General features: G+C 35.5%; 21 protein-coding genes. 1 reads left to right on the plus strand and 20 read right to left on the minus strand.

The window, feature by feature from the left end; all coding sequences use genetic code 11:
* Window positions 1–5 precede the first annotated feature (5 nt).
* The 4 genes from ortB to EZV73_RS11780 all read right to left on the minus strand — a co-directional run bounded on the left by ortB (window position 6) and on the right by EZV73_RS11780 (window position 4,618).
* Entirely contained in the window at window positions 6–1,421 is a 1,416-nt protein-coding gene (ortB, locus tag EZV73_RS11765; protein WP_240840513.1) for a 2-amino-4-oxopentanoate thiolase subunit OrtB, read from the minus strand.
* On the minus strand, window positions 1,414–1,722 hold the full coding sequence (gene ortA / locus EZV73_RS11770) for a 2-amino-4-oxopentanoate thiolase subunit OrtA (protein WP_240840514.1): 309 nt from the start codon (window positions 1,720–1,722) through the stop codon (window positions 1,414–1,416). Before ortA ends, ortB begins: the two co-directional genes overlap by 8 nt.
* A 45-nt stretch (window positions 1,723–1,767) precedes the next feature.
* A complete protein-coding gene (ord, locus tag EZV73_RS11775) occupies window positions 1,768–2,814 on the minus strand; it encodes a 2,4-diaminopentanoate dehydrogenase (RefSeq protein ID WP_240840515.1) in 1,047 nt (348 codons plus the stop codon).
* 400 nt (window positions 2,815–3,214) lie between these two features.
* On the minus strand, window positions 3,215–4,618 hold the full coding sequence (locus EZV73_RS11780) for a sigma-54-dependent Fis family transcriptional regulator (protein ID WP_240840516.1): 1,404 nt from the start codon (window positions 4,616–4,618) through the stop codon (window positions 3,215–3,217).
* A 124-nt stretch (window positions 4,619–4,742) separates the two neighbouring features.
* Here EZV73_RS11780 and EZV73_RS11785 point away from each other — a divergent pair, with 124 nt between their 5' ends.
* Window positions 4,743–6,074, plus strand: a complete 1,332-nt coding sequence (locus tag EZV73_RS11785) for a S1C family serine protease (protein WP_240840517.1) — start codon at window positions 4,743–4,745, stop codon at window positions 6,072–6,074.
* Window positions 6,075–6,100: 26 nt separating this feature from the next.
* Here EZV73_RS11785 and EZV73_RS11790 read toward each other — a convergent pair whose 3' ends face one another.
* The 16 genes from EZV73_RS11790 to EZV73_RS11865 form a co-directional block, all read right to left on the minus strand.
* Window positions 6,101–7,699, minus strand: a complete 1,599-nt coding sequence (locus tag EZV73_RS11790) for a sodium/solute symporter (RefSeq protein ID WP_240840518.1) — start codon at window positions 7,697–7,699, stop codon at window positions 6,101–6,103.
* A gap of 54 nt (window positions 7,700–7,753) precedes the next feature.
* Entirely contained in the window at window positions 7,754–9,034 is a 1,281-nt protein-coding gene (locus EZV73_RS11795; protein WP_240840519.1) for an MFS transporter, read from the minus strand.
* 17 nt (window positions 9,035–9,051) lie between these two features.
* Window positions 9,052–10,188, minus strand: a complete 1,137-nt coding sequence (locus EZV73_RS11800; RefSeq protein ID WP_240840520.1) for an ester cyclase — start codon at window positions 10,186–10,188, stop codon at window positions 9,052–9,054.
* Between the two features lie 287 nt (window positions 10,189–10,475).
* The gene (locus tag EZV73_RS11805) at window positions 10,476–11,714 is read right to left on the minus strand and encodes a lipopolysaccharide assembly protein LapB (protein WP_240840521.1); all 1,239 of its coding nucleotides are present in this window, start codon (window positions 11,712–11,714) and stop codon (window positions 10,476–10,478) included.
* A gap of 76 nt (window positions 11,715–11,790) precedes the next feature.
* The gene (locus EZV73_RS11810) at window positions 11,791–12,807 is read right to left on the minus strand and encodes an ester cyclase (protein WP_240840522.1); all 1,017 of its coding nucleotides are present in this window, start codon (window positions 12,805–12,807) and stop codon (window positions 11,791–11,793) included.
* Between the two features lie 445 nt (window positions 12,808–13,252).
* Window positions 13,253–13,522, minus strand: coding sequence for a CD3324 family protein (locus EZV73_RS11815; protein ID WP_240840523.1), 270 nt, complete (start codon window positions 13,520–13,522; stop codon window positions 13,253–13,255).
* 159 nt (window positions 13,523–13,681) lie between these two features.
* The gene (locus EZV73_RS11820; protein ID WP_240840524.1) at window positions 13,682–14,923 is read right to left on the minus strand and encodes an MFS transporter; all 1,242 of its coding nucleotides are present in this window, start codon (window positions 14,921–14,923) and stop codon (window positions 13,682–13,684) included.
* A 103-nt stretch (window positions 14,924–15,026) separates the two neighbouring features.
* Entirely contained in the window at window positions 15,027–15,470 is a 444-nt protein-coding gene (locus EZV73_RS11825) for a SoxR reducing system RseC family protein (protein WP_240840525.1), read from the minus strand.
* A 51-nt stretch (window positions 15,471–15,521) separates the two neighbouring features.
* Window positions 15,522–15,998 (minus strand): GNAT family N-acetyltransferase, encoded by a 477-nt coding sequence (locus EZV73_RS11830; RefSeq protein WP_240840526.1) that lies wholly within the window; start codon window positions 15,996–15,998, stop codon window positions 15,522–15,524.
* Between the two features lie 39 nt (window positions 15,999–16,037).
* The gene (locus tag EZV73_RS11835) at window positions 16,038–16,892 is read right to left on the minus strand and encodes a hypothetical protein (RefSeq protein ID WP_240840527.1); all 855 of its coding nucleotides are present in this window, start codon (window positions 16,890–16,892) and stop codon (window positions 16,038–16,040) included.
* A gap of 97 nt (window positions 16,893–16,989) precedes the next feature.
* Window positions 16,990–18,996, minus strand: a complete 2,007-nt coding sequence (locus EZV73_RS11840) for a methyl-accepting chemotaxis protein (protein WP_240840528.1) — start codon at window positions 18,994–18,996, stop codon at window positions 16,990–16,992.
* A gap of 13 nt (window positions 18,997–19,009) precedes the next feature.
* Window positions 19,010–20,425, minus strand: a complete 1,416-nt coding sequence (locus EZV73_RS11845) for a DEAD/DEAH box helicase (RefSeq protein WP_240840529.1) — start codon at window positions 20,423–20,425, stop codon at window positions 19,010–19,012.
* 131 nt (window positions 20,426–20,556) lie between these two features.
* Window positions 20,557–21,285, minus strand: coding sequence for an ABC transporter permease (locus EZV73_RS11850; protein WP_240840530.1), 729 nt, complete (start codon window positions 21,283–21,285; stop codon window positions 20,557–20,559).
* Window positions 21,273–22,106 (minus strand): ABC transporter ATP-binding protein, encoded by an 834-nt coding sequence (locus EZV73_RS11855; protein WP_240840531.1) that lies wholly within the window; start codon window positions 22,104–22,106, stop codon window positions 21,273–21,275. The genes EZV73_RS11850 and EZV73_RS11855 overlap by 13 nt, the downstream gene beginning before the upstream one ends.
* The gene (locus tag EZV73_RS11860; protein WP_240840532.1) at window positions 22,099–23,517 is read right to left on the minus strand and encodes an ABC transporter substrate-binding protein; all 1,419 of its coding nucleotides are present in this window, start codon (window positions 23,515–23,517) and stop codon (window positions 22,099–22,101) included. The genes EZV73_RS11855 and EZV73_RS11860 overlap by 8 nt, the downstream gene beginning before the upstream one ends.
* Entirely contained in the window at window positions 23,518–24,378 is an 861-nt protein-coding gene (locus EZV73_RS11865; RefSeq protein ID WP_240840533.1) for a sirohydrochlorin cobaltochelatase, read from the minus strand.

Below are 24,378 nucleotides of genomic sequence, written 5' to 3' on the forward strand. Positions count from 1 at the left end.
TACGTCTACTTAACAGTTACATTTAAATCTGCTAAAGCTTCCTTCACAAAGTCTTCAGTAGAATTTGTTTCTGCAACTAAGAACTCTAAATCACTTTGAGAAATCTCAGTGTAAGAACCTTGATTGATAGCATTCTTAACAAGTGATTTTCTTATCTTTATCATATCCAAATCAACTGCTTGAATTAAATTTGGATGTTTAGGCAATACAATTGATTTTCCTGGTACTTCAGTTTGTGGTTCACCAAAGTGAATATCAATACCATTCTTTCTAGCAAAAGAAAGTTGAGGCTGAATATGTTTACCAGCACCTGTGTACTCAGTTTCCTGAACAACAATGATTTGATCTCTGTCCATTTCTTTAGCAATAGAGAATGCTGCTGCTAAAGATGTGTTACCAGCTGGACCTCTTTCAAGACCTTCGATTTGAGCCAAAGATTCTGTCATATAGAATACTTCACCCTGTTGAACAGTGACATATCTGTCCATGTATCTAAGTGGTCTTGCTGCAGATCTAGGTACATCTGAACGATCTGGCCATGTTGTAAACGGCATACCAAAACCAGTGTGACCTGTTGTAAATGATTTCTTGTTAAATTGCTCGTCACTCGCCATATGAAGACCTTTTAAGTTAACACTAGCTGCAACAACTTTTGTGTTATCAGCGCCTGCCTTGATAAGGCCTCTAGCAGTACCCGTTAAGTTACCACCACCAGCATTTGTACAAACAACCACGTCAGGATCACGACCTACTTTTTCTCTCATTTGAATAGCAAGTTCATATCCTAATGTTTCAACACCCGCGATACCAAATGGTGTATACAGTGAAGCGTTGAAATAACCTGTTTCTTCTAATAATAATAAGAATGAATAGAATAGTTCTGGACCAACTGATAATTGAACAACTTCAGCACCATAAGCTTCACACTTTCTAGCCTTTTCTACAATTTCAGGTTGTCCAACACCTTTAGAGTCATAACATTCTTGAACGATGATACACTTTAAACCAAGCATAGCTGCTTGAGAAGCTACTGCTGCACCATAGTTACCACTTGTTGCTGCAATAACACCTTTATAACCTAACTTCTTAGCGTGGTAAACCGCATTGGCTGCACGTCTTGCCTTAAATGAACCTGATGGATTAGAGCCTTCATCTTTTAAGAAGATTCTAGCACCTTTACCTTCTGGTGCACATTTTCTAGCTAACTCAGTTAAATTTCTTAGTTCATAGATTGGTGTGTTACCAACACCCGTTTCACCTTGAATGCTTTGCATTTCTTCAAGTGTATATCCTGTTTCATGCATCATTTTTTCAAAGTCAAATGCAATGGTACCAGACTCGAATACTGAATAGTCAATACCAACTGCTTTTTTCATAATCTCATTTTTACGAGACATTACAGCTTCATAAGAATTATTCATCTGCGTCACCTCCAAATAAGATCTCACGTAATTGTTGACCAATTTCTAATAATTCCGGCACATTGTCACCAAATGAGTGTTCAAATGTCGGAGCGATTTCTATTAAAGTCCCTTTTACTAAACGACCTGTATACGTCTTGACCTGAACTTCGTCACCCATGTTCGCATCATCTAATAAAAAACCTTTAACCCATGTTTCAAGTGGTACTTTTTTTGTATCATCTGGCACCTGTGGCGCACGCTCTGCTGGCGTTAAGACGATACTATGGATTTTTACCCAATCACCTTTATTCGCTTTCATTTTACACCTCTTTATAAAAGCTTGGGGCATTAAGCCCCAAGTTAATTATTTAATTCTGTCTCTGATATCACCTTGAATAGCTCTTGGAACTGGTAAGTCTAACATAGTCTTTAAACCAGGATCAGCATTGATGATTTGAGGAATCATGTTAACACACATTGCGATAGTACCTAAACCACCTTCAACTTCTGGCGTGATAGCCATGTTTACTTCTGGAGAACCTTTTAAAGTGATGTAGTCACCAGTGTTAACGCCAACTTGCTCAGGCTCAATTTGCTGTGGGTGAATCATATCGATGATTGGTTGACCAGCAACAAAACCTTGACCAGTCATGTTTACACCTGCAACATTACCAGCAGCAGCAAAACCATGTGGAGATTTTCTATCTACATCTGTAACAATTGACTTCATTTGAGTTTCAACTTTGTCAACTTTCCAACCTACAGCGTCAGCGATCATAGCAATAGACTCTTCGAAACCAACGTGACCAGCTAATGTACCATCAGCTACACCCTTATCGAACTCATCAACTGTGATACCAACACCTTGCTCTTCCATTACAGTGTGACCAAATGGAGATAGTGAGTTAACTCTCTTAGCTTCAACGTGCTCTAAGTTTGTCATACAACCTGTTAAGATTACTACTAATAGGTCCATGATTAAACCTGGGTTGATACCAGTACCTAAAATAGAAACACCGTTTGTCTTAGCAATTTCATCTAACTGCTTAGCTAATTCAGGTTGTTGAGCTTGAGGGTAAGCCATTTCTTCAGCAGTAGAAATAACGTTGATCTTTTGCTCTAAACAGTACTTAAGTCTTGGGAATGCACTCTTAGTGAATGAGTCTGTTGCACATAATACAACATCAGCAGCACCAGGATAAACAACATCTTCAATGTTTGCAGAAATAATAACTTCAGGTCTGTCACCTTTTTCAACGCCTAATACTTCAAACATGCTCTTGCCAACTCTTGTTTCATGTCTGTCACAAACGCCAACAATATCTACACCTTTTTTAGTTAATAACATTTCTGCCATACCGCCGCCCATTGCGCCGAATCCCCAAATCGCAACTTTTACGTTCTCTCTCATTATGGAACCTCCACTTTTAATATTTTTGATCACTTCTCCTTCTAGAAATGATTTATCTACGTCCGAAATTTGTATATGCAAATGCCGTGCCAACTTTTTTTGTAAGCGTTTTCCCATTTGTAGTTTTCACAAGCTGAAAGCCTTGAAAATGCTAGGCTTACTTTTGTGATATTGTCTACATGCATCAAAAAAACAAAGAACCGCAAAATATTTTGCTTTTGCATAGCAAAATATTTTGCGGTTCTTTTCATAAAATGATCCCTTCATAATCATACTGCATTTTCAACGTTTATGAACAAATACATGTTATATAAAACTATATACACAAAACGAATATTCGCTTTTCGCATCCTTTTTTAATTGGATTAATTACCATTATGCAAAATATTTTGCACTCCCTTTACAACAAATCAAACTTTTTTAACTTATATTGCAGATTTTGACGTGATAATTTTAAAATATCGGCAGTTTTAGTGATGTTTTTATCCTGTAATAGAAATTCCTGCTCAAGAAGTTTTCTTTCTAAAGACTCCAGATAAGGATTCAAACCTTCACTTAAGTCCACTTTTGTTGTTTGATCTATACCATGTGAAAAATCTAATAATTCGTCATAGTAAACAGGCAAATGTTCTTTACCCAAAACATGTTCATCTGCAACCAGGTTCATGGCTGTCTCAATAAAGTTTCTCAGTTCTCTTATATTACCTCGCCATGGATAGTTTTCAAAATGGTCTAACAAGTCTTCACTCATCATCCACACATCTTTACCAAGCTTCTCATTGAACTCATCTATAAAATAGTTGGCTAAAAGCTTAACATCATCCGGTCTAGATCTAAGCGGTGGAATCTGAATGGTAATTACATTGATCCTATAGAAAAGGTCATTTCTGAAGTTATTTGAATTTAAAAGCTCTTTAGGAAACTCATTTGAGGCAGCAATGATTCTTACATCTACAGGTACATCATCAAGACCACCCACTCTTCTTACATAAGACTCTTGCAATACCCTTAACAGCTTAACCTGTAAGGATGGATCCATAGAGTTAATTTCATCTAAAAACAAGGTACCACCATGTGCTTGTTCAAACAAACCAGGTCTGTCAACAGCTCCTGTAAAACCACCTTTTGATGTTCCAAATAATATGCCTTCTAATAGGTTATCAGGAAGCGCTGCACAGTTTTGAGCAATAAAGGGTTGACCACTCCTTGAGGATTCATTGTGAATAGACTGAGCGAACAACTCCTTACCAGTGCCTGTTTCACCAAATATCATAACACTCGAAGAAGACTTGGCTGCTGTCTTGGCAAGCTTAATGGCATTTAAAAAGGTCTTATCCTGACCAATCAAAGATTCAAAGGTATAAGAGTTGAGTCCTTCTTCAGAATGGGCTACTGGATTCAAGAGCTTTTGCTGAAGTTCAAGTATGGTAGATGACATGTGTTCTACCTTGGTTGTATTACTGGCAATCTCAACAGCACCAATGATCTTTTCATTTAAAATAATCGGATAGGTTGTATTAACGGTAGAAATCTCCTGGCCCCTTAGATTCATATAAGACTGTTTCTGAAGTTGTAGTGGCTTGCCTGTTTTAAGAACCGTCAGCAAGGTAGAATTTTCTATGGTCCAGTTTGGAAATACATCTAAGAGGTGTTTACCGATGGTCTGTGCACGACCTAGACCTTCTATCTTTTCCATGGCCTTATTATAAACTCTGGTCACCCCTTCTGCATCAACTATATGTATACCTTCTTCTATATCATGTAATATTTTTTGCATAGATGCTAAAATTAATTTTTCGTTCATATAAATCTCTCTTTCTCTTAACTAAGTCTAACATTAGGATTTTCTAAAAACAATATTAAACAAATCTAAAAGAACTATAATTCTACATTTAAAGTGGTATATTAATTTTATAAGGAGGCGAGTTATGGATAAAGATTATGAAAAAACAAACTCAAACAATGAAGAGATTACTAGGGGTAGTGATATCAACTTTGTTTTAATAGAAACAGAAGATCGTGATGAAAAAATCCTTGATGAAAAAGCCTTCCAAGAGAAATTACATCAAGAAGCTTATCTGAAATCCAAAGCGGTTTACCACGACGAACCAAAGAAAGAAGAAAAGAAAAGGTCCTTAAACAGATTTGTAGCAGCTGTCCTCGTTATTGCCATCGTAGGTGGCTTTACTGCTGGCGTAGGCTACAGAGCAGCTGATCATTACTTTTTTTCTACACCAGAAGCATCCATCCAATATATACCTGAGCTAGTGCCGAGTGTCAGCGAAGTATCTTATGATACACCTAACATCACACAAATAGCTAATGCCCTTGAACCATCGGTTGTGGCCATAACCAATCAGATTGTACAAGAGTCTTTCTTTGGTACTCAAACCGGTACTTCAGCAGGATCAGGTGTTATATTTGATATTTCAACTGAAAAAGTATATATACTTACAAATCATCATGTAATTGATGGTTCTAATGATATATCCATTTCATTCTTTGGCGACAATACATATACAGCAAAATTAGTCGGTTCAGATAAAGACACTGACTTAGCTGTATTGACTGTAGATATCGCATCTATGAATCAAATGGATTTAGATAAAATCAGACCTGTTACAATCGGTAACTCCAAGGAAATCCAAGTCGGTGAACCAGCTATAGCTATCGGTAACCCACTTGGGTATAACAATACAGTGACTGTTGGTATTATCTCTGCAGTTGATAGAGCCATTAACAGTGATTTAAACGCGCTTAATCTAATACAAACTGATGCAGCCATCAATCCAGGTAACTCTGGTGGCGCTCTTGTTAATGCAAGAGGTGAACTGATTGGTATCAACACCATAAAAATTTCTGATACAGATGTAGAAGGTATTGGTTTTGCCATTCCTATCAACTCTGCCCTTCCGATCTTAGAGGAAATTGTAGAAAAAGGTCATGTGGCCAAGCCATTTATCGGCATCTACGGTAGAGATGTGACAGAAGAACTTTCAAAAATGTATAAGACACCGCAAGGCATTATGATTGCTGATCTAGTACCAAAATCTCCAGCATCAAGATCTGAACTCAAACAGTACGACATCATTACAGAAATCAATGGTGTTTCAGTACTGACAATGGAAGAACTCAATACCACCATCAGAAACTACAGTATTGGCGATACCATTCAAATTACTGTACAAAGAGAAACTGAAGGCACTTTCAAATCTAAAATCATTGAGTTGACGATTGGTGATAGATATGAAAATAACTAAAAAAAATCAGGGAAACCTGATTTTTTTTACATTGCAATAATCGCAAGGAATATATATTGAACAACAAAGAATGCTAAAACAATTTTTGCATACTTATCAAATGTTAAAGGTACAATAGAAACACCATCTTCACTTGTTTGTCCACTTTCAATCATAAACTTTCTTAAACCAACAACGGTCAACTTAGATACTTCTTCTAATGCCTTATCAGCACTAAATAACATACTAGCAATATAGCCTGCTGTAAAAGTTGAAACCAAACCTACTGCCGGCTTCCAAATCCAAGACGCACCTGCTGTTGTACCAAATACATAAGTCACTATAAATCCTAGTATAACACCAATTGCAACGCCCTTATCATTTGCCTTAGTAGTAAACAAGGCTAAAAAGAAAGCACCACACATTGGACCTGAAATATAGGAGATATAAGAACCTACTACATCTAATATTGATCTCGTTGTACCTGAGAAAGCCATCAAGGTCACACCTATGATAACAAATCCCCAAGCTGCTGAAATAAGCATAGATAACCTTAAAGAAGCTTCTTCATTTTTCTTAGAGAAAAACCTCTCATGAATATCCTTTACATATACTGTAGACATAGAGTTTAAAAGTGAATCCACACTTGACATGGCAGCTGCAAAGACACCTGCAACAATTAACCCCACGAGACCAACAGGCATGTGATTGGCAATAAAGTCAATCATAACACCATTTGAAGATTCAAATTCTCTTCCGCCGTAGAATACAAATAACATGATACCAACAATCATAAATAAGAAATACATGATGTTCATAACAAATGCACTCATCACAAAGGATTTCTTAACCCCCTTCATAGAAGATGCTGTGAAGATTCTTTGTACCTGTCCTTGATCAAAACCGAAGTATCTGATCCACATAACGGTACCACCAATGGTAGCAGCCCAAAAGGCATTGGTTCTAGATATATCAAATGAGAAATCCAGTGCAGCTAATTTGCCAAGCTCTTTTGCCTGACCAATTGTTTCAAAGAAGCCAAGTCCTGTTTTGTTAAGAATAATGACAATTGTTAATATAAGACCTAACCACATAACAACCATTTGAAGCGCATCTGTCCAGATAACTGCCTTGATACCACCTAAGAGTGTATAAATAATTGCTGAAATAACGACGATAGGCACAACTACTTCTAATGCCCATCCAGTAAAATGCTGAATGATAAGTGCTGGAATAAATACCATAGATGAGATTTGAATAACTGAGTTGGCAATGAAACCAACCACAGTAAGCATTCTAGAATAGATACCCAGTCTCTTCTCTACATATTCATATATAGAAGTAAGTTTAAGATGATACATCACAGGCATTGTAGCCCATAATACAAAGAAAACTGCAAGCGGTACACCGATATTAACCATATACGGACTAACGCCTGACCCATATGCCCATCCTGGTGCACCGATAAACCCGTTGGCAGAAATCATAGTTGCTGCAACAGATAAACTGATAGGTAACCATGGCATCGAACGTCCTGCTAGGAAGTAATCTGATTGATCCTTGTTATCTTTACCGACAAACCAACCGAGAATTAACAGACCGATAATATATGCTATAATAATTGTTACATCGATTGTAGAAATCATAAACCATCCCTTCTAATCACCTTTAGGCATAACAAAGTTATGCCTAAAGTATTACTATTCTTCTCTTTCTTTATTTAAAGTTTCAGGTAAGAATAACCAGATAACAGCGCCTGTTACTAGTATACCCATTGCCACAGAGAATATACCAACCATACCAACTGAAGTTGCAGCGATACCTGCAATAATTGGTAATGCAAATGAAGATATAATTCTACCACCGTTGAATGAGATACCTGGTGCTAAACCTGAGAATCTCTTAGGGAATAACTCTGTATAGTATGCACCCCATGCTCCTGAGAAACCGAAACAGAAACCTAAGAAGATTGATACTACTTTGAAAGAAGATACTGCATCAGCGTTTAATCTAGTAAAGATGAATACCAATACTGCTGCAAATACCATACCGATTAACGGCTTCTTTCTACCAAACTTATCTGCAATAAAGCCCCATGAGTTGTAACCAATTAACTGACCAATACCTTGAAGTGAGTATATTGAACCAGCAGTTACAGCTGACATGCCTAAGATAGTTCTTAAGTAGTTTGTTGCATTGTTTGAGTAAGCTGAGTAAGCTGTAAAGTTCATACCAGACAATAAGATAACACCTATACCAATGAATAAGTATTTACCTTTGTACATTGATAAGTAGTGAATCTTTTCACCCTTGTTCTGAGCAGCTTCTGCATTTCTCTTTAAAGTTAACTCTTTATCGTCTGGAACGAAGAAGAATGTAAGTACTGCACCAATAACTGGTGGAATAACTGCTGTTAAAACTAATAGTCTCCAGTTATCATCACCTAACATACCATAAACTTTACCACCGAAAATCATAGCCAGTGAGAATGTTGATGTTAAGATTGCTGCTAACTTACCTCTTAGCTCAGGCTTGAACATTTCTGTTACAAGTGGTACCGCTGTACCGAATACACCACCAAGTGCAAAACCAGTCATAAATCTAGCAGCTCTCCATAAAGTGAAGTTCGTTGGTGATAATAATGGTAAGAATGTAAATGCTGAAATTAATAATGCAATTGTCATTAATGTTCTTTTCTTACCAATTCTTGTTGTTAACATACCAAATACTAATGTACCTGGGATTGTTGCAAATGACATGATTGCAAAGATTGCAGATGCTTGAGTTACCTCAAATCCAAAACCACCATCAGCAATAGCTGCTGTCATTGTAGGACGTGTAAACGTACCTAACATAAAGTTATAACAGTAGAAGAAATAGATTGTTAAAATCGATAAAAACGCCGCTATTCTCTGACCGTTACTCCTGTCTTTACCCAAGATGATACCATTATCCTCTTCGACAAGTTTTTTAGCTCCCATGTTGCCTCCTTAATATTTTATAATTCCTCATCCACATGCCCAATGTGAATTTGTCTTAAGACATCTAATCCATCATAAGTCATCCACTCTTCTTCGATCTTGCCATCGATGACTTTCACATGGTTAATACCTAAAATCTCAACTGCATTGCCTAACGGCTTTCCAAACATGCCAAGACCTTCATGTAAACCACTGATTCTCCATCTAACTGCAACGTCATGACCGTCTTTTTCTGGTCTCTGGTTACAAGTTATACGGTCAATTGTAAACTTTGCATTTGGAAAAGATGCAAATAAGCTTACTAACATGCCTTGGATCTTATGGTGACCCACTAAATCCTTATCACAAATATAGTGAATAACAGCATTTTCTTGATAGTATTTAGTTACTTCATTAAACAATCTGCAAGAGTAAATATTGTTGTATGCTTCTTTAACAAGTTCTCCTACTGAATTGTCTTTAGCCTGGTACTTCTCTGGGAAATATTGACCCTTGAAGTTCTCATCTTTGCCGAAGTGTGTTTTATTAACACCATTTGTATCTTTAGAGTTAAGTGCCATTTTCTTTGCAACCTCTACTGGATCAAATCCTAATTGTTTTACAATCCATAAATTATCACGTACTAACCACTCTTCAAAGATTCTATTGTTTTCAGCAGCACAATCTACTGTTGTTCTAAAGTTAACTTTTTTACCTGTTGCTGGACCAAAACCAGAGTCATTTAAATTTGTAGCAGTTGAAATGATTCTATGTGATGATAGGTAACCGTTTTCCCCAAATTTAGACCATACTACATTTTGTCCAATTAACTTTCTATCAGGAAAAGCGTGTAATGTTTCTAATGTTCCAGCGATAACTGATTGAATACCCACAGCATTATGAGCACCAAAATGCATTGTTACATTGTTATGATATGTGTCATAAATAACGCCAATGCCTTTTTCTTCCCAAATTTCATGTGTGATTTTCATAATATAGTCAACAAAATCATTGTAAGCCTTATCAAAGCCCTTTGGATTTTGTTTTGATTCTGATAGCTTTACAAAATCATTGTAATCATGATTGTTTACAGGATTTACTTCATTTGAATCGCCATAGTGAATCCCATATACATCTTTAGCGACTTGTTTTTTGATCTCTTTTTTTTCTGTCATGATGCCTCCTTCACTTTATATTAATATTTTATAAAGTTTACAGTATTGAAACAACTTATGAATATGCCTTTTATTTCCATAAATATATAGTGAAATTTATTACCCACCTGTCCCAAGCTATTTTTACGTAAAAAAACACTGAAAACCGTTGATTTTCAGTGTTTACTAAAAAGATACTATTAGAGTATAAAATTTGCAGTTCGTTAATCATTTATCATAGATAAGTCTGCATCCATTGAAAAAGCTCAATAAATCTCATAATGCAAATTTGTATTTAATTTCCAATATTATATAGCAGCGTTATATAAAAGTATGTTAAGCTCACCAATTAGTTGTTTTATGGTATTATTTGATGCATTTGTAAGCTTAGCCTTCATGATTCTTTCTATCAAGTAATAGTTCATTTCAAGCAAGAGTTTTCTTTCACTCTTTATAAACTCAAGGCCCAGGCCAAACTGTTTCATATGCCTAACTGCATGTGTATAACCTTCTTCTAACTCATTAAAGAGTCGATCTAATAAGTTTTGAATAGATTCATAAGATTTTACAGCTCCCTTTACCTTTAAGTAGGTATAGACAAAATCATGATACCTGCTTGAAATAATCCAGTCACCTTCTTTAAAAATAAGATCCATGTATTCAGAAGCCTTAACTAACTCATTATTTTCAAAATAATACTTGGCATATTGATTATATACATTGAAACGGACTTCACTGTTTTCAGGCATCATTTTTTCAGCCTTAACATAATAATCAAATGCCTTATCAGTACTGTTTCTCTCTTTTTCTATCTCAGCCAATCTCATATACAAAAATATTTGGCTCTCTATATCTTCATGATAAATAAAGACCTTCCTATAATAATCCTCACTCATATCTAGATTGCCAAGTTCAAAATAGGCCTTGGCCATATTCCTATACATATGGCCTGTAGTTAAGGGGCCACCGACCTTTACAAGGGTTTCATCAAATTCTGAAACAATCTTTTTAAACTCCTGGTTAGTCAAATCTTTGGCCTTCATATAAAGCATATCAGATAAGTAAAGGCCAAAACGGTCAATATACTCTCTTCCCCTCATGGTATTTACGGCCGCATCAATATAAGAATAAGCACGGTCTTTAATACCTTGATTGAAATAATAATAAGCATAACACCTACAAACGATAGCGTAGTCTTCCATAAGTTCTCTTTCAAGAATCAAGGTCATCAACTTCTTTAAAACATCACGGTCTGAAGTTTGATTATATTCATCAATGTTTAAAGAAATCGTCGTCGCAAAATGACGAATCTGTTCTTCCTCTGTTAGATACAAATCATCGAAATCCATGCCAAAGGCCCTAGTTGTGCGAATCTTAAATGTAGAAGATCCCAGTTTTTTGCTCATTAGATACTGGTTGATAGAAGATTCATAAAGATCAATTTCCTCAGCGAAATTCTTAATCGAACCATACTTTTCGAATATTTTATTACGTATCTGAACACCATGTGATTTTAATTTAATGTCATTCGTCTTAAACTTATTCATAATCCCTCCATAATTAATAGTATCAGATAATACAAAAAAAATAAATGGACTGACATGTCAGCCCATTTATTCGCATTTATTTGATATAGTCGGGGTTCAAAATTGACTGTGTTCTCTTAAAAACATCTAAACCTTGTTGCTTTAACCAGAATGGTATATCGATTAAAACCCAGTTTTCAGATAACTTGTCATCTACTCTACAGTATACATCAACAACTTGCATATCTGCATGAATACCACCAGGTAGTCCTAAGAAGCCACCAATTGGTGTATTTGATAAGTTTGGCCATCCAAAGAAACAAGCGAAGTTACCTTCTGCAAATCTACAGACATGACCATTAAACTTCTTATCTTTTAGATTGTTTCTAAATGGTAGTTGATGTTGAAGTTGGTATCTTGGAATTGTATATGATGCACCGATACCACCTGGGCCGTACCAGATCATATTCTTTTGCCATGTTCTTTCTAGAACTTCTGGTGGACATCCCATTGCACCTGAATCATTTAATGCTGATAAATCATCAACCATCTTGTTTACAAGTGCTAAAGTCTTAACACCTTCTTCTTCTGGAGCGTCTTCAAACAATAAACCATCATGATTTCTAGGACCTGGATAAACAAAGTATTGTCCAGTTGACGGCGGCAATGGATTTGCACCTGCTTGAATCATAAAACCAATAATATCTATAAATAAACCAGTTCTTGTGATCTTACCATTTTCAACACATGAAAACTCAGCATATCTTAATGAAATCATTTTACCAGTTGGTCTAATACCTAACCACTCTTCATCAAACAACCCCATAAAATGACCCATGCTCATTACCCAAGTCTCACCACTGATTTCATTTGTACCACCGATGAAGATATCTTGACGACGTTGCATGTGCTTTACTGCCTTTGTTAATGGATACCAGAAATTCTCAAGTACGTTTTCATGACCCTTTTGTTCTCTAAAAGGATAAACGCCTCTCCAATCGTAGTCCTCACTCATATATTCTGATAAGACACTTTCTAAATTTTGACCATTTGCTGCCTCTAAAGCATCAAAGTATGATCTCACCAAATCTTTTGCACTTTTATATTTTCCCATGTTGCCTCCTTGTCTTTCTAATTAATTCCATTATAGATACGACAAGTCCAATAATCAATCTATACAATTTCCACAAACTAGAAGAAATATATAGTAAATATTATTTACCCTTTTTTTATGCGGGAAAACCTTTATTTCAAGCCATTAATTAAAATCGTCAAAGTTTTATCAAAAATTTAAGCTTCTGAGATAAGTCTCAAAACCGCTATTTTCATACTATATAAGAATGACATTTTTTGTTAAATTTATATATTCAAAAAAAATATAAAGACGATGGTTCCCCATCGCCATAAGTACTATGCTTTAAACACCTCTGTGTTTTTCATTCTGATCAACTCCTTTCTTCAAAAAATTCTGTTAGTTCTTAAGGTCCTGACCAAGTTTTCAAAGTTATATTGCGCCGCGTTGTTCATAGATCACCCTTTATGAACACCTTTTAAATAACCTATCCCACTTTCTTAGTGTAAACAATTTTCTTTATAGTCTCTTCACTTAAATAAAATTGTTCAGATAATTCCTGCACTCTCACGCCAGTTTTAAACAGTCTACGGATATTTCTGTTTCTATTATCAATATCCAGTCTCGAACCGCTTAATTCACCCCAAGCTGCCTTTTTTGTTGTCTTAGGAACGTAAATTATCCCACCACTAAAATATTCTTGCAAATCCTTTAGTAGATCTGGTGGTAATAATTCCGCCGCATTCTTGTAACCCATATATAGTGCCTCCTAAATCTAATACTACCTTATTACCAATATGTGAGTTTACCGAACTCGTTGTCATTAATCCACCTCCCATCTATTTATTACATTTATAATTATAACCGAAAAATACCTAGTTTTATTTTACAAAAGTATTACACCAAAAATGACACCCTAAAGTGCCATCTCTTTTTCTTCTGTATTTGAAACAGATTTCTTTAATTTTATAGATGCAATAAAAATAATCATCATGACAATAGGTACCACATAAAGAACCGTTTCTATAGGATTACTATAGACAATCGGTGCAGCAATTGCCGGTGCTGCGGCCCAAGCCATAGAACCTACCATACCCTGAAGTCCAAATAAAGCGCCTCTTTCTGAAGCATCAACAGACATGGCTGAAGTTGAAGTAACAATCGGTTCTATACCACCTACTATAACAAAGAACAACATATATATAATTGAAAACAATACCAAACCATTGACACCTAGTAAAGCTGCTAACTTATCATACTGTGTCAGCATGGCCATCACAACAACACCTGATAAAACCAAAGTCGGTAAAACTTTAAACTTATCAAATCGTCTTGTTATCTTACCGATGTTCATAGATGCAAAGGCTGTAGAGAAACCAACCAAACCTGTTAAGAGCCCAGTCACAGATGAAACATTTTCAGGTGCTACAAACTTCTTTACAAACAAGGCCAAATAAGGTGAAAAGATTGTTCTTGAGATTCTTAAGAAGAAAAGTGTTATCAATGCTGCTATGACAGTCGGTATCAATACATTGCCATAAGACTTAAACAAAGAAACTTTTTCTTCTGTTTTCTTTTTAAGTGTTGATTTATCTTCAGATATTAAAAATGTTACCATCAAGGCCCCTATCAGCATGATGGCCCCTCCTAAATAAAACGACATTCTATAACCAAAGAACTTTGCAAATAAACCACCAATCATAGGTCCTAACGAATAACCTATAAAAGTTGAGGAAGATATAACACCAAGGGCATCAGTCAAATGATCTCTAGGTGTATTTGATCCAACAAAGGCTGCAGCTGCAGTAACTGTTCCTGTTAAAAGTCCCTGTAATAGTCTTAAAGTTAAAAGTTGATAAACATTTGACACGGCTCCCATTAAGCCGATGACGATTACAGCTGAAAACATAGCCCTTAGAATCATAAGTTTTCTACCGTATTGATCAGAAAGCTTACCCCATATTGGCGCCATGATCCCCATCGTAATGGCAGGAGCCGCTGCTAATATTGATGTCCATAAATTAACCTGGGCTTCTGATGTAACCCCTAAATCTTCTATAATATAGAGTGGTAGAAATGGTAAACCAAATCCAAAACTCATTAATGATATAACCTGTGTTGTCCATAGAATCCATAGATTCCTTTTCCAAAGTTCCATAAAGCCTCCAATACTTCGTGTATCTAAATAAAAAGATACAGGACTTAGCCTCATAAGTCAATATGATTTACACAAAGAAAAAAAATAGTCAAAAAAGACTATTTTAAATAACCGGAAGCTCTCCGTGATGTTTAATACCTGTTATGACAGACATATATCTTTTATTGTCTGCAAACTTATCTTTGTTCATCCTTAAAATAATATAAGTCACAGCCATAAATGCCAAGCCTAATAATATGGCATAGACATCATATAGTTTTAACCCCATTGATTGAAAAAGATAAATACCAGAAAATAGACCAACTAATAAGGTAATTAGTGGAATACCATATAAGAAAAATGAAGCTCTAAAGAAGTTTACATTTTCCATACTAAGTTCAACCTGGTCACCGACTTTAGCGCCAGCATGGTTGACAGCTGTCACCTGCATATTTAAAGTTTTTTCATCAAAATGACATGCACCGCAATTTTCACACGCTGTGTTTCTAGCGATATGAACATAAGCTTTTTCATCTTCTACTTTAACTACAACACCTGTTGTTATCATATCATCACTCCTATCATCACTAACTATACATTAGTATTCTAAAAAAGTAAACTATAGAATCTTATGATAGATCAAATCATCTATGTAATCACCAAGCTCAGGTTCATATTGGTGCATGACAACTCTACCACCAAGCTCAAAGCCACATTTTTCTATGGTCTTAATAGAAGCCTTGTTCCAAGAATAGATCTTTGTTCTAGCAATTAAAACACCTTGTGATTTCATATCCGCAAGTCCATAATTAGTCAAATCGGTGGCTAGATGTCTTTGCCTGTAGGTTTTTTTTACAGCACATGCTATATAACAAGCATGCGACTTGTTGCCTTCACCTCTTATCGCCCTAAACATTGCCGTAACTATATCATCTTCAACGGCTATATATAGATTAACTTGATCTGATTTTAGTTCATCTACGATTTCTTCTAAAGTATCCATAGAAGTAAAACTCATTTTTGCATCTTGGGCCTTGAGTTCAAGACAAAAGTCTAAAATCAAGTCAGCATCTTTTAAATCTGCCTTTTTATACATATTACCTCCAAAAAATTACAGTGCATATGCACTGTAATATTATTTGTCTATTTCTTTTAATCTTGTATCGATTTCATTATCAATTTCTTCTTTACGCTTATCAAATCTAGAATATTTACCAATGATAGAGTTGAAAAGATAATGTGCTGAAAGAATAGATCTTTCTTTTAACAAAGCATAAGCTCCAGCCGCAATAAGTCTTGTACGTCTATTCTCTTTTTCCATAAATTCTTGATTTAAGTATTCTAAAACTTCCTCAGACTTAGAATCTAACATATTGAAGAAGAAAGCAAGTTCAGCATTACCATATTTCTTATTGATAATATCAGTTACATAGTCCATACCCTTGTCATGACGAATCTTAAGTAGTGCTAGTAAGTCATACTTAAGCTTTCTAATGTCACCCTCAAATGGCTTATACTTGATTGTTGAATCCAACTTAAAACCTTCGGTTTCCAAATCATCAGCATTAGCAGTTGTATGTAGGTTTTCGATTAAGAAATCTGTTCCTAGTAAGTTCATTAGGAAATGATAGATGGCATCTGGATCGAAATTCTTTTCAATCATCAATAACCCCATACCAGTGATTGTGATTTGAGCGTAATATATATCACTTGTTTCAAAGTTCTTGCCATAGTTTACAATAATCTCTTTTACTAAGTCATAGTCACCTAAGTTAACAATTAACATGGCAAATAAGTTATAAGTCTTATTAATTGTATAGTTTGGTGATTTCTCCAATTGTTTGATACCTTCTTTGCAAGCATACTCAGCTTCTGTATAAATCAGCTTCACATACTCATAGAGTTTAAATTTTTCAGTTACAGGTAATTTTCTAATTCTATCTAGTTCTATATGATCTACTAGATTGTTTAATACATCGATTTTTTTCATAGGCTACTCCTTTTGTAAAAACTCTAATTGTTACTTCTATTATACCCATAAAAGATTGAAAATAAAACCAAAAGGTGATACTTTCGTATCACCTTCATTAATCTAGCTTAAATTTACTTAATTCAGTTTTTAGATGTACAGATACTTCGTTTAAGCTATCTGCAGCTCTAGCCACCTCTTCAACAGCTGCATTTTGCTGTTGCATAGTTGCTGTTACTTCTTCTGATGATGCAGCCGTTTCTTCTGAAACAGCAGAAATATTATCAATTGAAGTTACAATTGCATTCTTATCATCTTCTAAATCATGAACACTAGAAGAGATCGCATCAATATTCTTAGTTATATGGTCTACAGAAGACGAAATAGATACAAAGGCCTCATTTACCAGGCTAACTGCTTTAGTTTGTTCCTGAGCAATTTCTTTAACCTCAACCATAGAGTCAACCGTCTGATTAGAGTCATTTTGAATGTTAACAACAATTTCTCTGATTTCTTCAGCTGATCTTGAAGATTCCTCAGCCAGTTTTCTGATTTCATCAGCAACAACTGCAAAGCCTCTACCATGCTCACCAGCTCTTGCAGCTTCGATAGAAGCATTTAAGGCAAGCAAGTTGGTCTGTTCAGCAATCGAACTGATAGCATCTAATATAGTTGAAATTGATTGCGTTTTAGAATTAAGCTCATTGATGATAACTTCAATGTCTGCATTGGCTTTATCACTTAACTCTGTTCTGTTTCTTAACTCCTTAATGGCTTTAACACCATCTTGATTGGCACCAATAACTTCTTGAGTAGAAGATAATAGGACATTTGTATTTTCACTAAGCTCTTGGAATTTAACAGATAAATCTCTTGCTACTACAGCACCAGCTTCTGCATCACCTGCTTGATCAGACGCACCTTGAGCAATTTCATCAACTGTTCTTGCCACTTCATCAGAAGAAGCACTTGTTTCTTCAGCTGTGGCTGCTAAGTTTTGAGCAGATTCTGCTAATTCATCAGAAACAACTTGAACGTTTCTAATAAGGCCTGCAACACCATCAATTGTTTCTTGTAAATAAGAACCAATAGCTCCAATCTCGTCATTTGATTTAACATCTACCTTAACCGTTAAATCACCTGCTTTGATTCTTTCCATGTTTGTAAGAACTTCTTTGGTTCCCTTAGAAATAGATTTAGCAAATGCTAATGCAATTAAAGCACTGACAACCAAAGCAATAGCAATAGCTGATAAAACTGCATAAGTCAACTTACTTACCTGGTCACCAAATTCTGACCTGTTCATTGTTACAAGTACATGAATACCTGCATTTTCTACAGTCTGGAATGTAGCGAACTTATCTTCATCATTAAACTCATACTCAGAAGCTACATGTTTATCACTTTGAATCATTTTTTCAATTTCTGGAATCGGTAATGCCTTACCAACAACATCAGGATTGGGATGAGTTAAAGTTACCAAGTCCTGAGAAACTAATATTGGATAACCTGTTTCACCAATTTTTATGTTGTTTAAGATGTCAGCAATGTAGTCTATTTGAACATCCATAGCTGCCACACCATATAGTCTGTATCCAGTAGAGTTGTATATCGGCATAGATACTGTAAAGTAATAAGAACCATCTTCATTTTGTCTTGGAAGACTCCATGTCAAATCGTCATTTTCTACTGCATCTAAATAGATAGCATGTTCCGAAAGATTTTCACTCGTATTCATTTCAGGATAAGAGAATAAATCTCCTCTTGTATTGATAAAGTATACAGCTGACATGAACTCATTGGCATCATACATATTTTGCATAAGTTCAGATAATCTTTCTCTATAAAACTCACCTATGGTGATTTTTCTTACATTTGGATTAGCCCCGAATATAAGGAGTAAATCTTCATATTCCCTAAAGAAGATTTCTACACTTTTAGCTGTTTGGTTAGCAATCTCTTGTGCGTTATCTTTTGCATTGCTTTCTAGCATACCTGCTGCACTGCTTGTAGCAAAGCTACCAAGTGCATATAAGGCTAAAGATATAACCACACAAAACACGATGACTAACTTAACACCTAATTTAAACATTCTTTTCTTTTTATCTTTGTTACCCTTTTCCATTGTACCTCCTCAACTATCTTCTACCACCAGATGATAACCTCTGTACTCTATAAGACTTCCCCTTTAATTTCATTTTTCTCATAGAAGTAGCAACACTGTCAATTATAGCTGCATTGATTTCAACAATTGTGAAGTGATCTTGTACTTGAATTTTTCCTAAGTCTTTTCCTGTAACCCCTGGGAGACGTGTTATGGTATGCATAAAGTCTCCAGCTTTTAAATGCGCTCTTCTACCAGCAAAGATTTTAACCTTAGAAAACTTAACTGCCTTATCAGCCTTAAACTTAGTTCTCCTAGTTTCTTCTTTTTTAGGTTTTACCCTTTTCTTTGGTCCTTTACGCACAATTTCATAACCCAGATACTCTTGAAGCGAGATGATATTCTCACTTTCTTTGTATGAACATAAGTTAATGGCAATACCCGTTTCGTTGACACGCCCCGTTCTACCAATACGGTGAACATAGTTTTCAAACTCAAAAGGTAGATTAAAGTTTATAACATGCGACAGGTTTCTAACATGTAAACCCCTAGATGCTAAATCTGTTGCAATTAAATACTTTAATTCGCCACGTTTGAACTTAGATATCATCTTCATACGCAGGTCTTGTTCCATACCACCGTGAAGCATACCCGTCTCATTGTTCCATTTACTCATGATTTTGTAAATAGATTCAACTTTGTTCTGAGTATTGGCAAAGATAATACATCTTACAGGCTTTTCATAATCAAGCATTTTTCTTAGAAAGTCGAGCTTTTTGTGTTCTTCTACTTCATAGTAGATCTGCTCGATTTTCTTATGAATGTCCACTTCAGCCTCTATTTCAATTCTCACCGGCTCAATCATGTCATCCATAATAATATGTTCAATTTTGGATTGCATGGTCGCTGAGAATAAAAGCGTATTTCTTTCTCTAGGCATCTTTGATAGTATGTCGTGAAGTTGTTCTTCAAAACCCAGATTTAATAGTTCGTCGGCTTCATCAAGTACCAAATACTTAAGGTCATCAGTTCTTAAAAACTTTCTATCAACTAAATCCCTTAATCGACCAGGTGTCGCCACAACAATGTGGGGATACTTCTTAAGTGCATCTCTTTGGTCTTTGATAAGCGTTTTACCAAAGGCAACCAATGTCTTAATTCCCCTGTATCTACCAATGTTTATTATATCTTCATTAATCTGTAGGGCAAGTTCTCTTGTAGGTGCAATAACCACTGCCTGAGGATGTTTATCCTCAATTTCAATATGATTACATAATGGAATTGCAAAAGCAGCTGTTTTACCAGAACCGGTTTGAGACTTAACCACCACATCTTTACCTTCTTCTATTAAAGGTAGGACTTTTTTCTGTACTTCTAAAGGTTCTTTAAAACCCAGTTCAGAAAGGGCCCTCTTGATGTTATTATCTAATGGATATTCTTTAAATTTCATATCATTCTCCTTTTGTAGCCCATATACCCTAATTACTTCTATTAAACTTGATTTCAATAAAAAAAGAGTATTTTCGACATACGAACGTATTCTAGCATGTTTCAAGCTAAATGGCAACTAAAAAGAGATAATTAACTTATCTCTTCATAACAAATTCGTATACTTAATATAATGAGTAAAACCATATAAACGATGGCAATCAGTAATGAAAATCCATCCACGCCATAACCAAAGAACAATCTTCTCATGAGACGTGTGGTATGTGTCAGCGGAAAAAGTTCAATGATGCCTTTAAAGTACCAAGGTAAACCACTTACTGAATAAAATGTACCACATAAAAAAGTCATGGGTGTAATGACCATATTGGTAAAGCGGTTTAAATCATAATGGGTATCTATGGTCATTGCTGCTATAAAACCAAGTGATGAGAAAATAATGGCGTTTATGATGATGACCACAAACAACATAACAGACCATGTCATGGCCCCAGCAATAAGACCTATTATAATAGTAAACATGCCAGCATAGATACCACGTAGAGCCCCTGCTAAAATATAACCAATGGCAAATCTAGACATTCTAGTTGGAGAATAGATATAAGATTCTAAAGATCTTTCGTGCAATCTGGCTATTGAGATTCTCATAGAAACTGCTGAATAAGAGTTACGCGTTGTCGTCATGGCAAGAAGTCCAGGTATGATAAAATGCAGATAGGGCTTGCCTTCAATAACAACACCAGAAAGTCCAACACCAAAAGTTATCAAGTATAAGAGTGGACTGACCAGTTGTGACGATGTAATCTTTAAAAACCTATGTTTAAAGAAAGTCCGCTCTCTCCATAGTATCGTTAGGATTTCCACTTTATCACCTCTTTTGTGTACTTATAAAATACATCTTCAAGACTTGTCTTAGAAATATTATAAATACATTTCAGTTGACTGGAATAAGCATGAGCCTGATCTAGACTGTCAAAGAAGTACATGTCTTCGTCAGTTTCTATTTTAAACTCACCTATTTCCTTGATTAAATTACCTGAAGTGTTTTCTTTAAATACCTTGCCCCTGTTGACCATAAGGACCCAGTCGCATAGCTGCTCAGCCTCTTCAATATAATGCGTCGTTAAAATGATGGTTTTGCCCTGCTTATGGTAGTCTCTAAGAAACTTCCAGATTTCTTTTCTAGCATGCACGTCAATACCAACAGTTGGTTCATCTAGAAAGATGTAATCTGGGTTATGCATAAGGGCTTTTGCAATCATAAGTTTTCTTTTCATACCACCTGAGAGTTTCTTAGTCACACGATTTCTGACATCACTTAAACCAAGGAGTCCCAGTAGCTCTTCTATTCTAACTTTAATCACATCTTTTTTTAAATGATAAAGTTTACCCGCAAATATCATATTTTCTTCTACCGTCAGTTCTTTATCTAAATTGATATGCTGGCTGACAACACCGATTTTCATTTTGATGTCTATTTGGTCTTTGCCCATAGGAACACCATCGTAAAGAATTTGACCTTCCGTAGGGTCTAAGAGACCGATCATCATACGAATGGTGGTTGTTTTTCCAGCACCATTTGGACCTAGTAAACCTAAAAATCTGCCATCTTCAACTTCAAAATCTATGCCGTCTACAGCTTTTACATCATCAAAATACTTCTTAACCTTATCAACTTTAATCATGTATAAGTCCTTTTTTTACATCATCTAAACTAACGGCATCACTAGGATTGAAGTTACCGTTTTCTAAGTCCATTAAACCATTATAGACAATTGTCTGTATAATTCGTGGATTTTCACAAGCTTCTAGATCATTGATTTTAAAATCTTCATTCTTAAAATCATTGATCAAATATAGAATCATGGCAAACTCTTCACGACTTACAGTCTTTTCAGGATAAAAGTATTCAACTTCATCTATGATTTCATTATGGAAATACCCTTTTTGCATGGCTGTTTCTATCACATCAAAATAGTCATGATCTAAAGTCACATCTTCAAATGCACCATAGTAATGTTCTTTGTTTTCATCTCTATAATAAGAAGCAGTCGGTACAAATATAGGCTCATGTTTATAAGAGATTAAAATATCTGAAAGACTTGCACGTGTAATGGTTTCTGGCCAAACAAGCTTGTCATAAATTTCAGGGTAAAATGCTCTTCTAAGTTCATGAATCCCTTTTATAAATCTAAAGGTTGGACTTGAAATAATCTTCTGATTGATTTCTAGTACCCTATCATTTTTTACAGCCTTTATAACATCAAACCCTGGTCTGATAGATATGGAATGAGTATTACCACCTGCACCCATAACACCACGTTGCGTGACATATACCTCAATTTCACCAGCCTTTTCAATGATCTTTTCTGTACCGTAAATAGCAATCGAAGACCCTTCTTCAATCGGAACAGCATCAGCCGCAATATTCTTACCACCTGCAAACTCAATGGCATGTGCTGGCATAGAAACATTTGTTACTGTCTTATATTCTCTATCTGACGACTCAAAATAAACACCAACTTTATTTTCAATCAAATCAGCATCAGATTTATAAGCTTCAAGTGCAGCATAAAAGTCTTCTAATGCTCTTTTAGCAGTGCTTTCTTTGCCTGTCAAATATGCCAGTTTCATGATGTAATCATCAAACTCGTCATAGTTATCAGGATATAAAGAGACCACTGTAATGCCTGTTCTTCTTAAACTCTTAACAAAATCAGGAGAGTGCCTTTCAATAAAAGGTCTTATCAAAACCACATCTGGTCTTGCAGCTATTACTTTTTCTGGATCGGACTTGTAGTCATAGACTTCTTTAGAAAGTGCCTTATAAGGATAAACATCTGACGTACCAACACCAATAATTTCTCTATCAAGTCCAAGTGCAAATAGATTTTCTGTATGAGCTGAATAAAGTGAAATAATCGTATCCGCAGGTTTTTCCATGCGGATACGATATCCAGAATCATCAACAAAATCTATACTGTAATCACCACTTGGCAAATGGTTGATGCCTTTTTCAATAAAAGGTCGTGCTAAAAACAAAGTAATTAATACCACCAATCCAATGCTCAAGTAAGTCTTAAGTTTTAATTTCAATTAATGTGCTCCTTCAATTGCGTCTTCAGCGTGCTTGATGAAGATATCTCTAATACCTTGATTTTCACCCATACCATGCATATAAACATCTACTTCGTAACCTTGCTTTTTAAGCATTACTTTCCAAGCATCTTCTTCGTCACCACCCATGTCATTTTCAGCATGGTCACCTGCAACGATCATAAGTGGCATTAAAGTCACTTTTTCAATACCTTTTTCTTCTAATTGGCTGACAACATTTTCAAAAGTTGGGAAGCCTTCTACAGTACCAACAAAGACATTGTCATAACCATCTACATGGAATGCATACTCTAAAGATGCATAAACAGCATTGGCTTCATGGTGAGTACCGTGACCCATAAATACAACCGCTTCATTATCCTTCATTTCTGGGAAATTAGTCGCTAATGCTGCAATTGTGTTTTCATAATCTTCATGAGAAGTTAATAATGCTTTACCAACCTTAATCTCGTTAAAGTCATCTCTAAACTCATCAATAACAGCCATCATATCATCGTACTCAGCACCATTCATAACATGTAGAGATTGTACAACTACAGTGCCATAATTTTGCTTTTTAAGTTCTTCAAATGCTTCACGCACATTGTAAACATCGATGCCATCACGTTCTTCTAAAATATCAATAATTGTTTGTGCTGTAAAAGCTCTGTATAAATCGTAAGAACCAAACTTCTCTTCAAACACCTTTTGTGTTGCATCTAAAGTCGCTTCTCTTGTATCAGCATAAGAAGTACCAAATGATACCACAAGCATTGCCTGCTTGTTTGCATCTGGTCCACATGCAACCATCATTGATAATACTAATAAAGCAATTAAACCTAAAATCATAGTTTTCTTCAT

The sequence above is a fragment of the Acidaminobacter sp. JC074 genome (assembly GCF_022496765.1).
GTDB lineage: Bacteria > Bacillota > Clostridia > Peptostreptococcales > Acidaminobacteraceae > JABXKX01.

What these genes read in the sequence shown, in the direction of transcription:
- ortB (WP_240840513.1), bottom strand. Translation starts at nt 1,421, where the DNA reads ATGAATAATTCTTATGAAGCTGTAATGTCTCGTAAAAATGAGATTATG.
- ortA (WP_240840514.1), bottom strand. Translation starts at nt 1,722, where the DNA reads ATGAAAGCGAATAAAGGTGATTGGGTAAAAATCCATAGTATCGTCTTA.
- ord (WP_240840515.1), bottom strand. Translation starts at nt 2,814, where the DNA reads ATGAGAGAGAACGTAAAAGTTGCGATTTGGGGATTCGGCGCAATGGGC.
- EZV73_RS11780 (WP_240840516.1), bottom strand. Translation starts at nt 4,618, where the DNA reads ATGAACGAAAAATTAATTTTAGCATCTATGCAAAAAATATTACATGAT.
- EZV73_RS11785 (WP_240840517.1), top strand. Translation starts at nt 4,743, where the DNA reads ATGGATAAAGATTATGAAAAAACAAACTCAAACAATGAAGAGATTACT.
- EZV73_RS11790 (WP_240840518.1), bottom strand. Translation starts at nt 7,699, where the DNA reads ATGATTTCTACAATCGATGTAACAATTATTATAGCATATATTATCGGT.
- EZV73_RS11795 (WP_240840519.1), bottom strand. Translation starts at nt 9,034, where the DNA reads ATGGGAGCTAAAAAACTTGTCGAAGAGGATAATGGTATCATCTTGGGT.
- EZV73_RS11800 (WP_240840520.1), bottom strand. Translation starts at nt 10,188, where the DNA reads ATGACAGAAAAAAAAGAGATCAAAAAACAAGTCGCTAAAGATGTATAT.
- EZV73_RS11805 (WP_240840521.1), bottom strand. Translation starts at nt 11,714, where the DNA reads ATGAATAAGTTTAAGACGAATGACATTAAATTAAAATCACATGGTGTT.
- EZV73_RS11810 (WP_240840522.1), bottom strand. Translation starts at nt 12,807, where the DNA reads ATGGGAAAATATAAAAGTGCAAAAGATTTGGTGAGATCATACTTTGAT.
- EZV73_RS11815 (WP_240840523.1), bottom strand. Translation starts at nt 13,522, where the DNA reads ATGGGTTACAAGAATGCGGCGGAATTATTACCACCAGATCTACTAAAG.
- EZV73_RS11820 (WP_240840524.1), bottom strand. Translation starts at nt 14,923, where the DNA reads ATGGAACTTTGGAAAAGGAATCTATGGATTCTATGGACAACACAGGTT.
- EZV73_RS11825 (WP_240840525.1), bottom strand. Translation starts at nt 15,470, where the DNA reads ATGATAACAACAGGTGTTGTAGTTAAAGTAGAAGATGAAAAAGCTTAT.
- EZV73_RS11830 (WP_240840526.1), bottom strand. Translation starts at nt 15,998, where the DNA reads ATGTATAAAAAGGCAGATTTAAAAGATGCTGACTTGATTTTAGACTTT.
- EZV73_RS11835 (WP_240840527.1), bottom strand. Translation starts at nt 16,892, where the DNA reads ATGAAAAAAATCGATGTATTAAACAATCTAGTAGATCATATAGAACTA.
- EZV73_RS11840 (WP_240840528.1), bottom strand. Translation starts at nt 18,996, where the DNA reads ATGGAAAAGGGTAACAAAGATAAAAAGAAAAGAATGTTTAAATTAGGT.
- EZV73_RS11845 (WP_240840529.1), bottom strand. Translation starts at nt 20,425, where the DNA reads ATGAAATTTAAAGAATATCCATTAGATAATAACATCAAGAGGGCCCTT.
- EZV73_RS11855 (WP_240840531.1), bottom strand. Translation starts at nt 22,106, where the DNA reads ATGATTAAAGTTGATAAGGTTAAGAAGTATTTTGATGATGTAAAAGCT.
- EZV73_RS11865 (WP_240840533.1), bottom strand. Translation starts at nt 24,378, where the DNA reads ATGAAGAAAACTATGATTTTAGGTTTAATTGCTTTATTAGTATTATCA.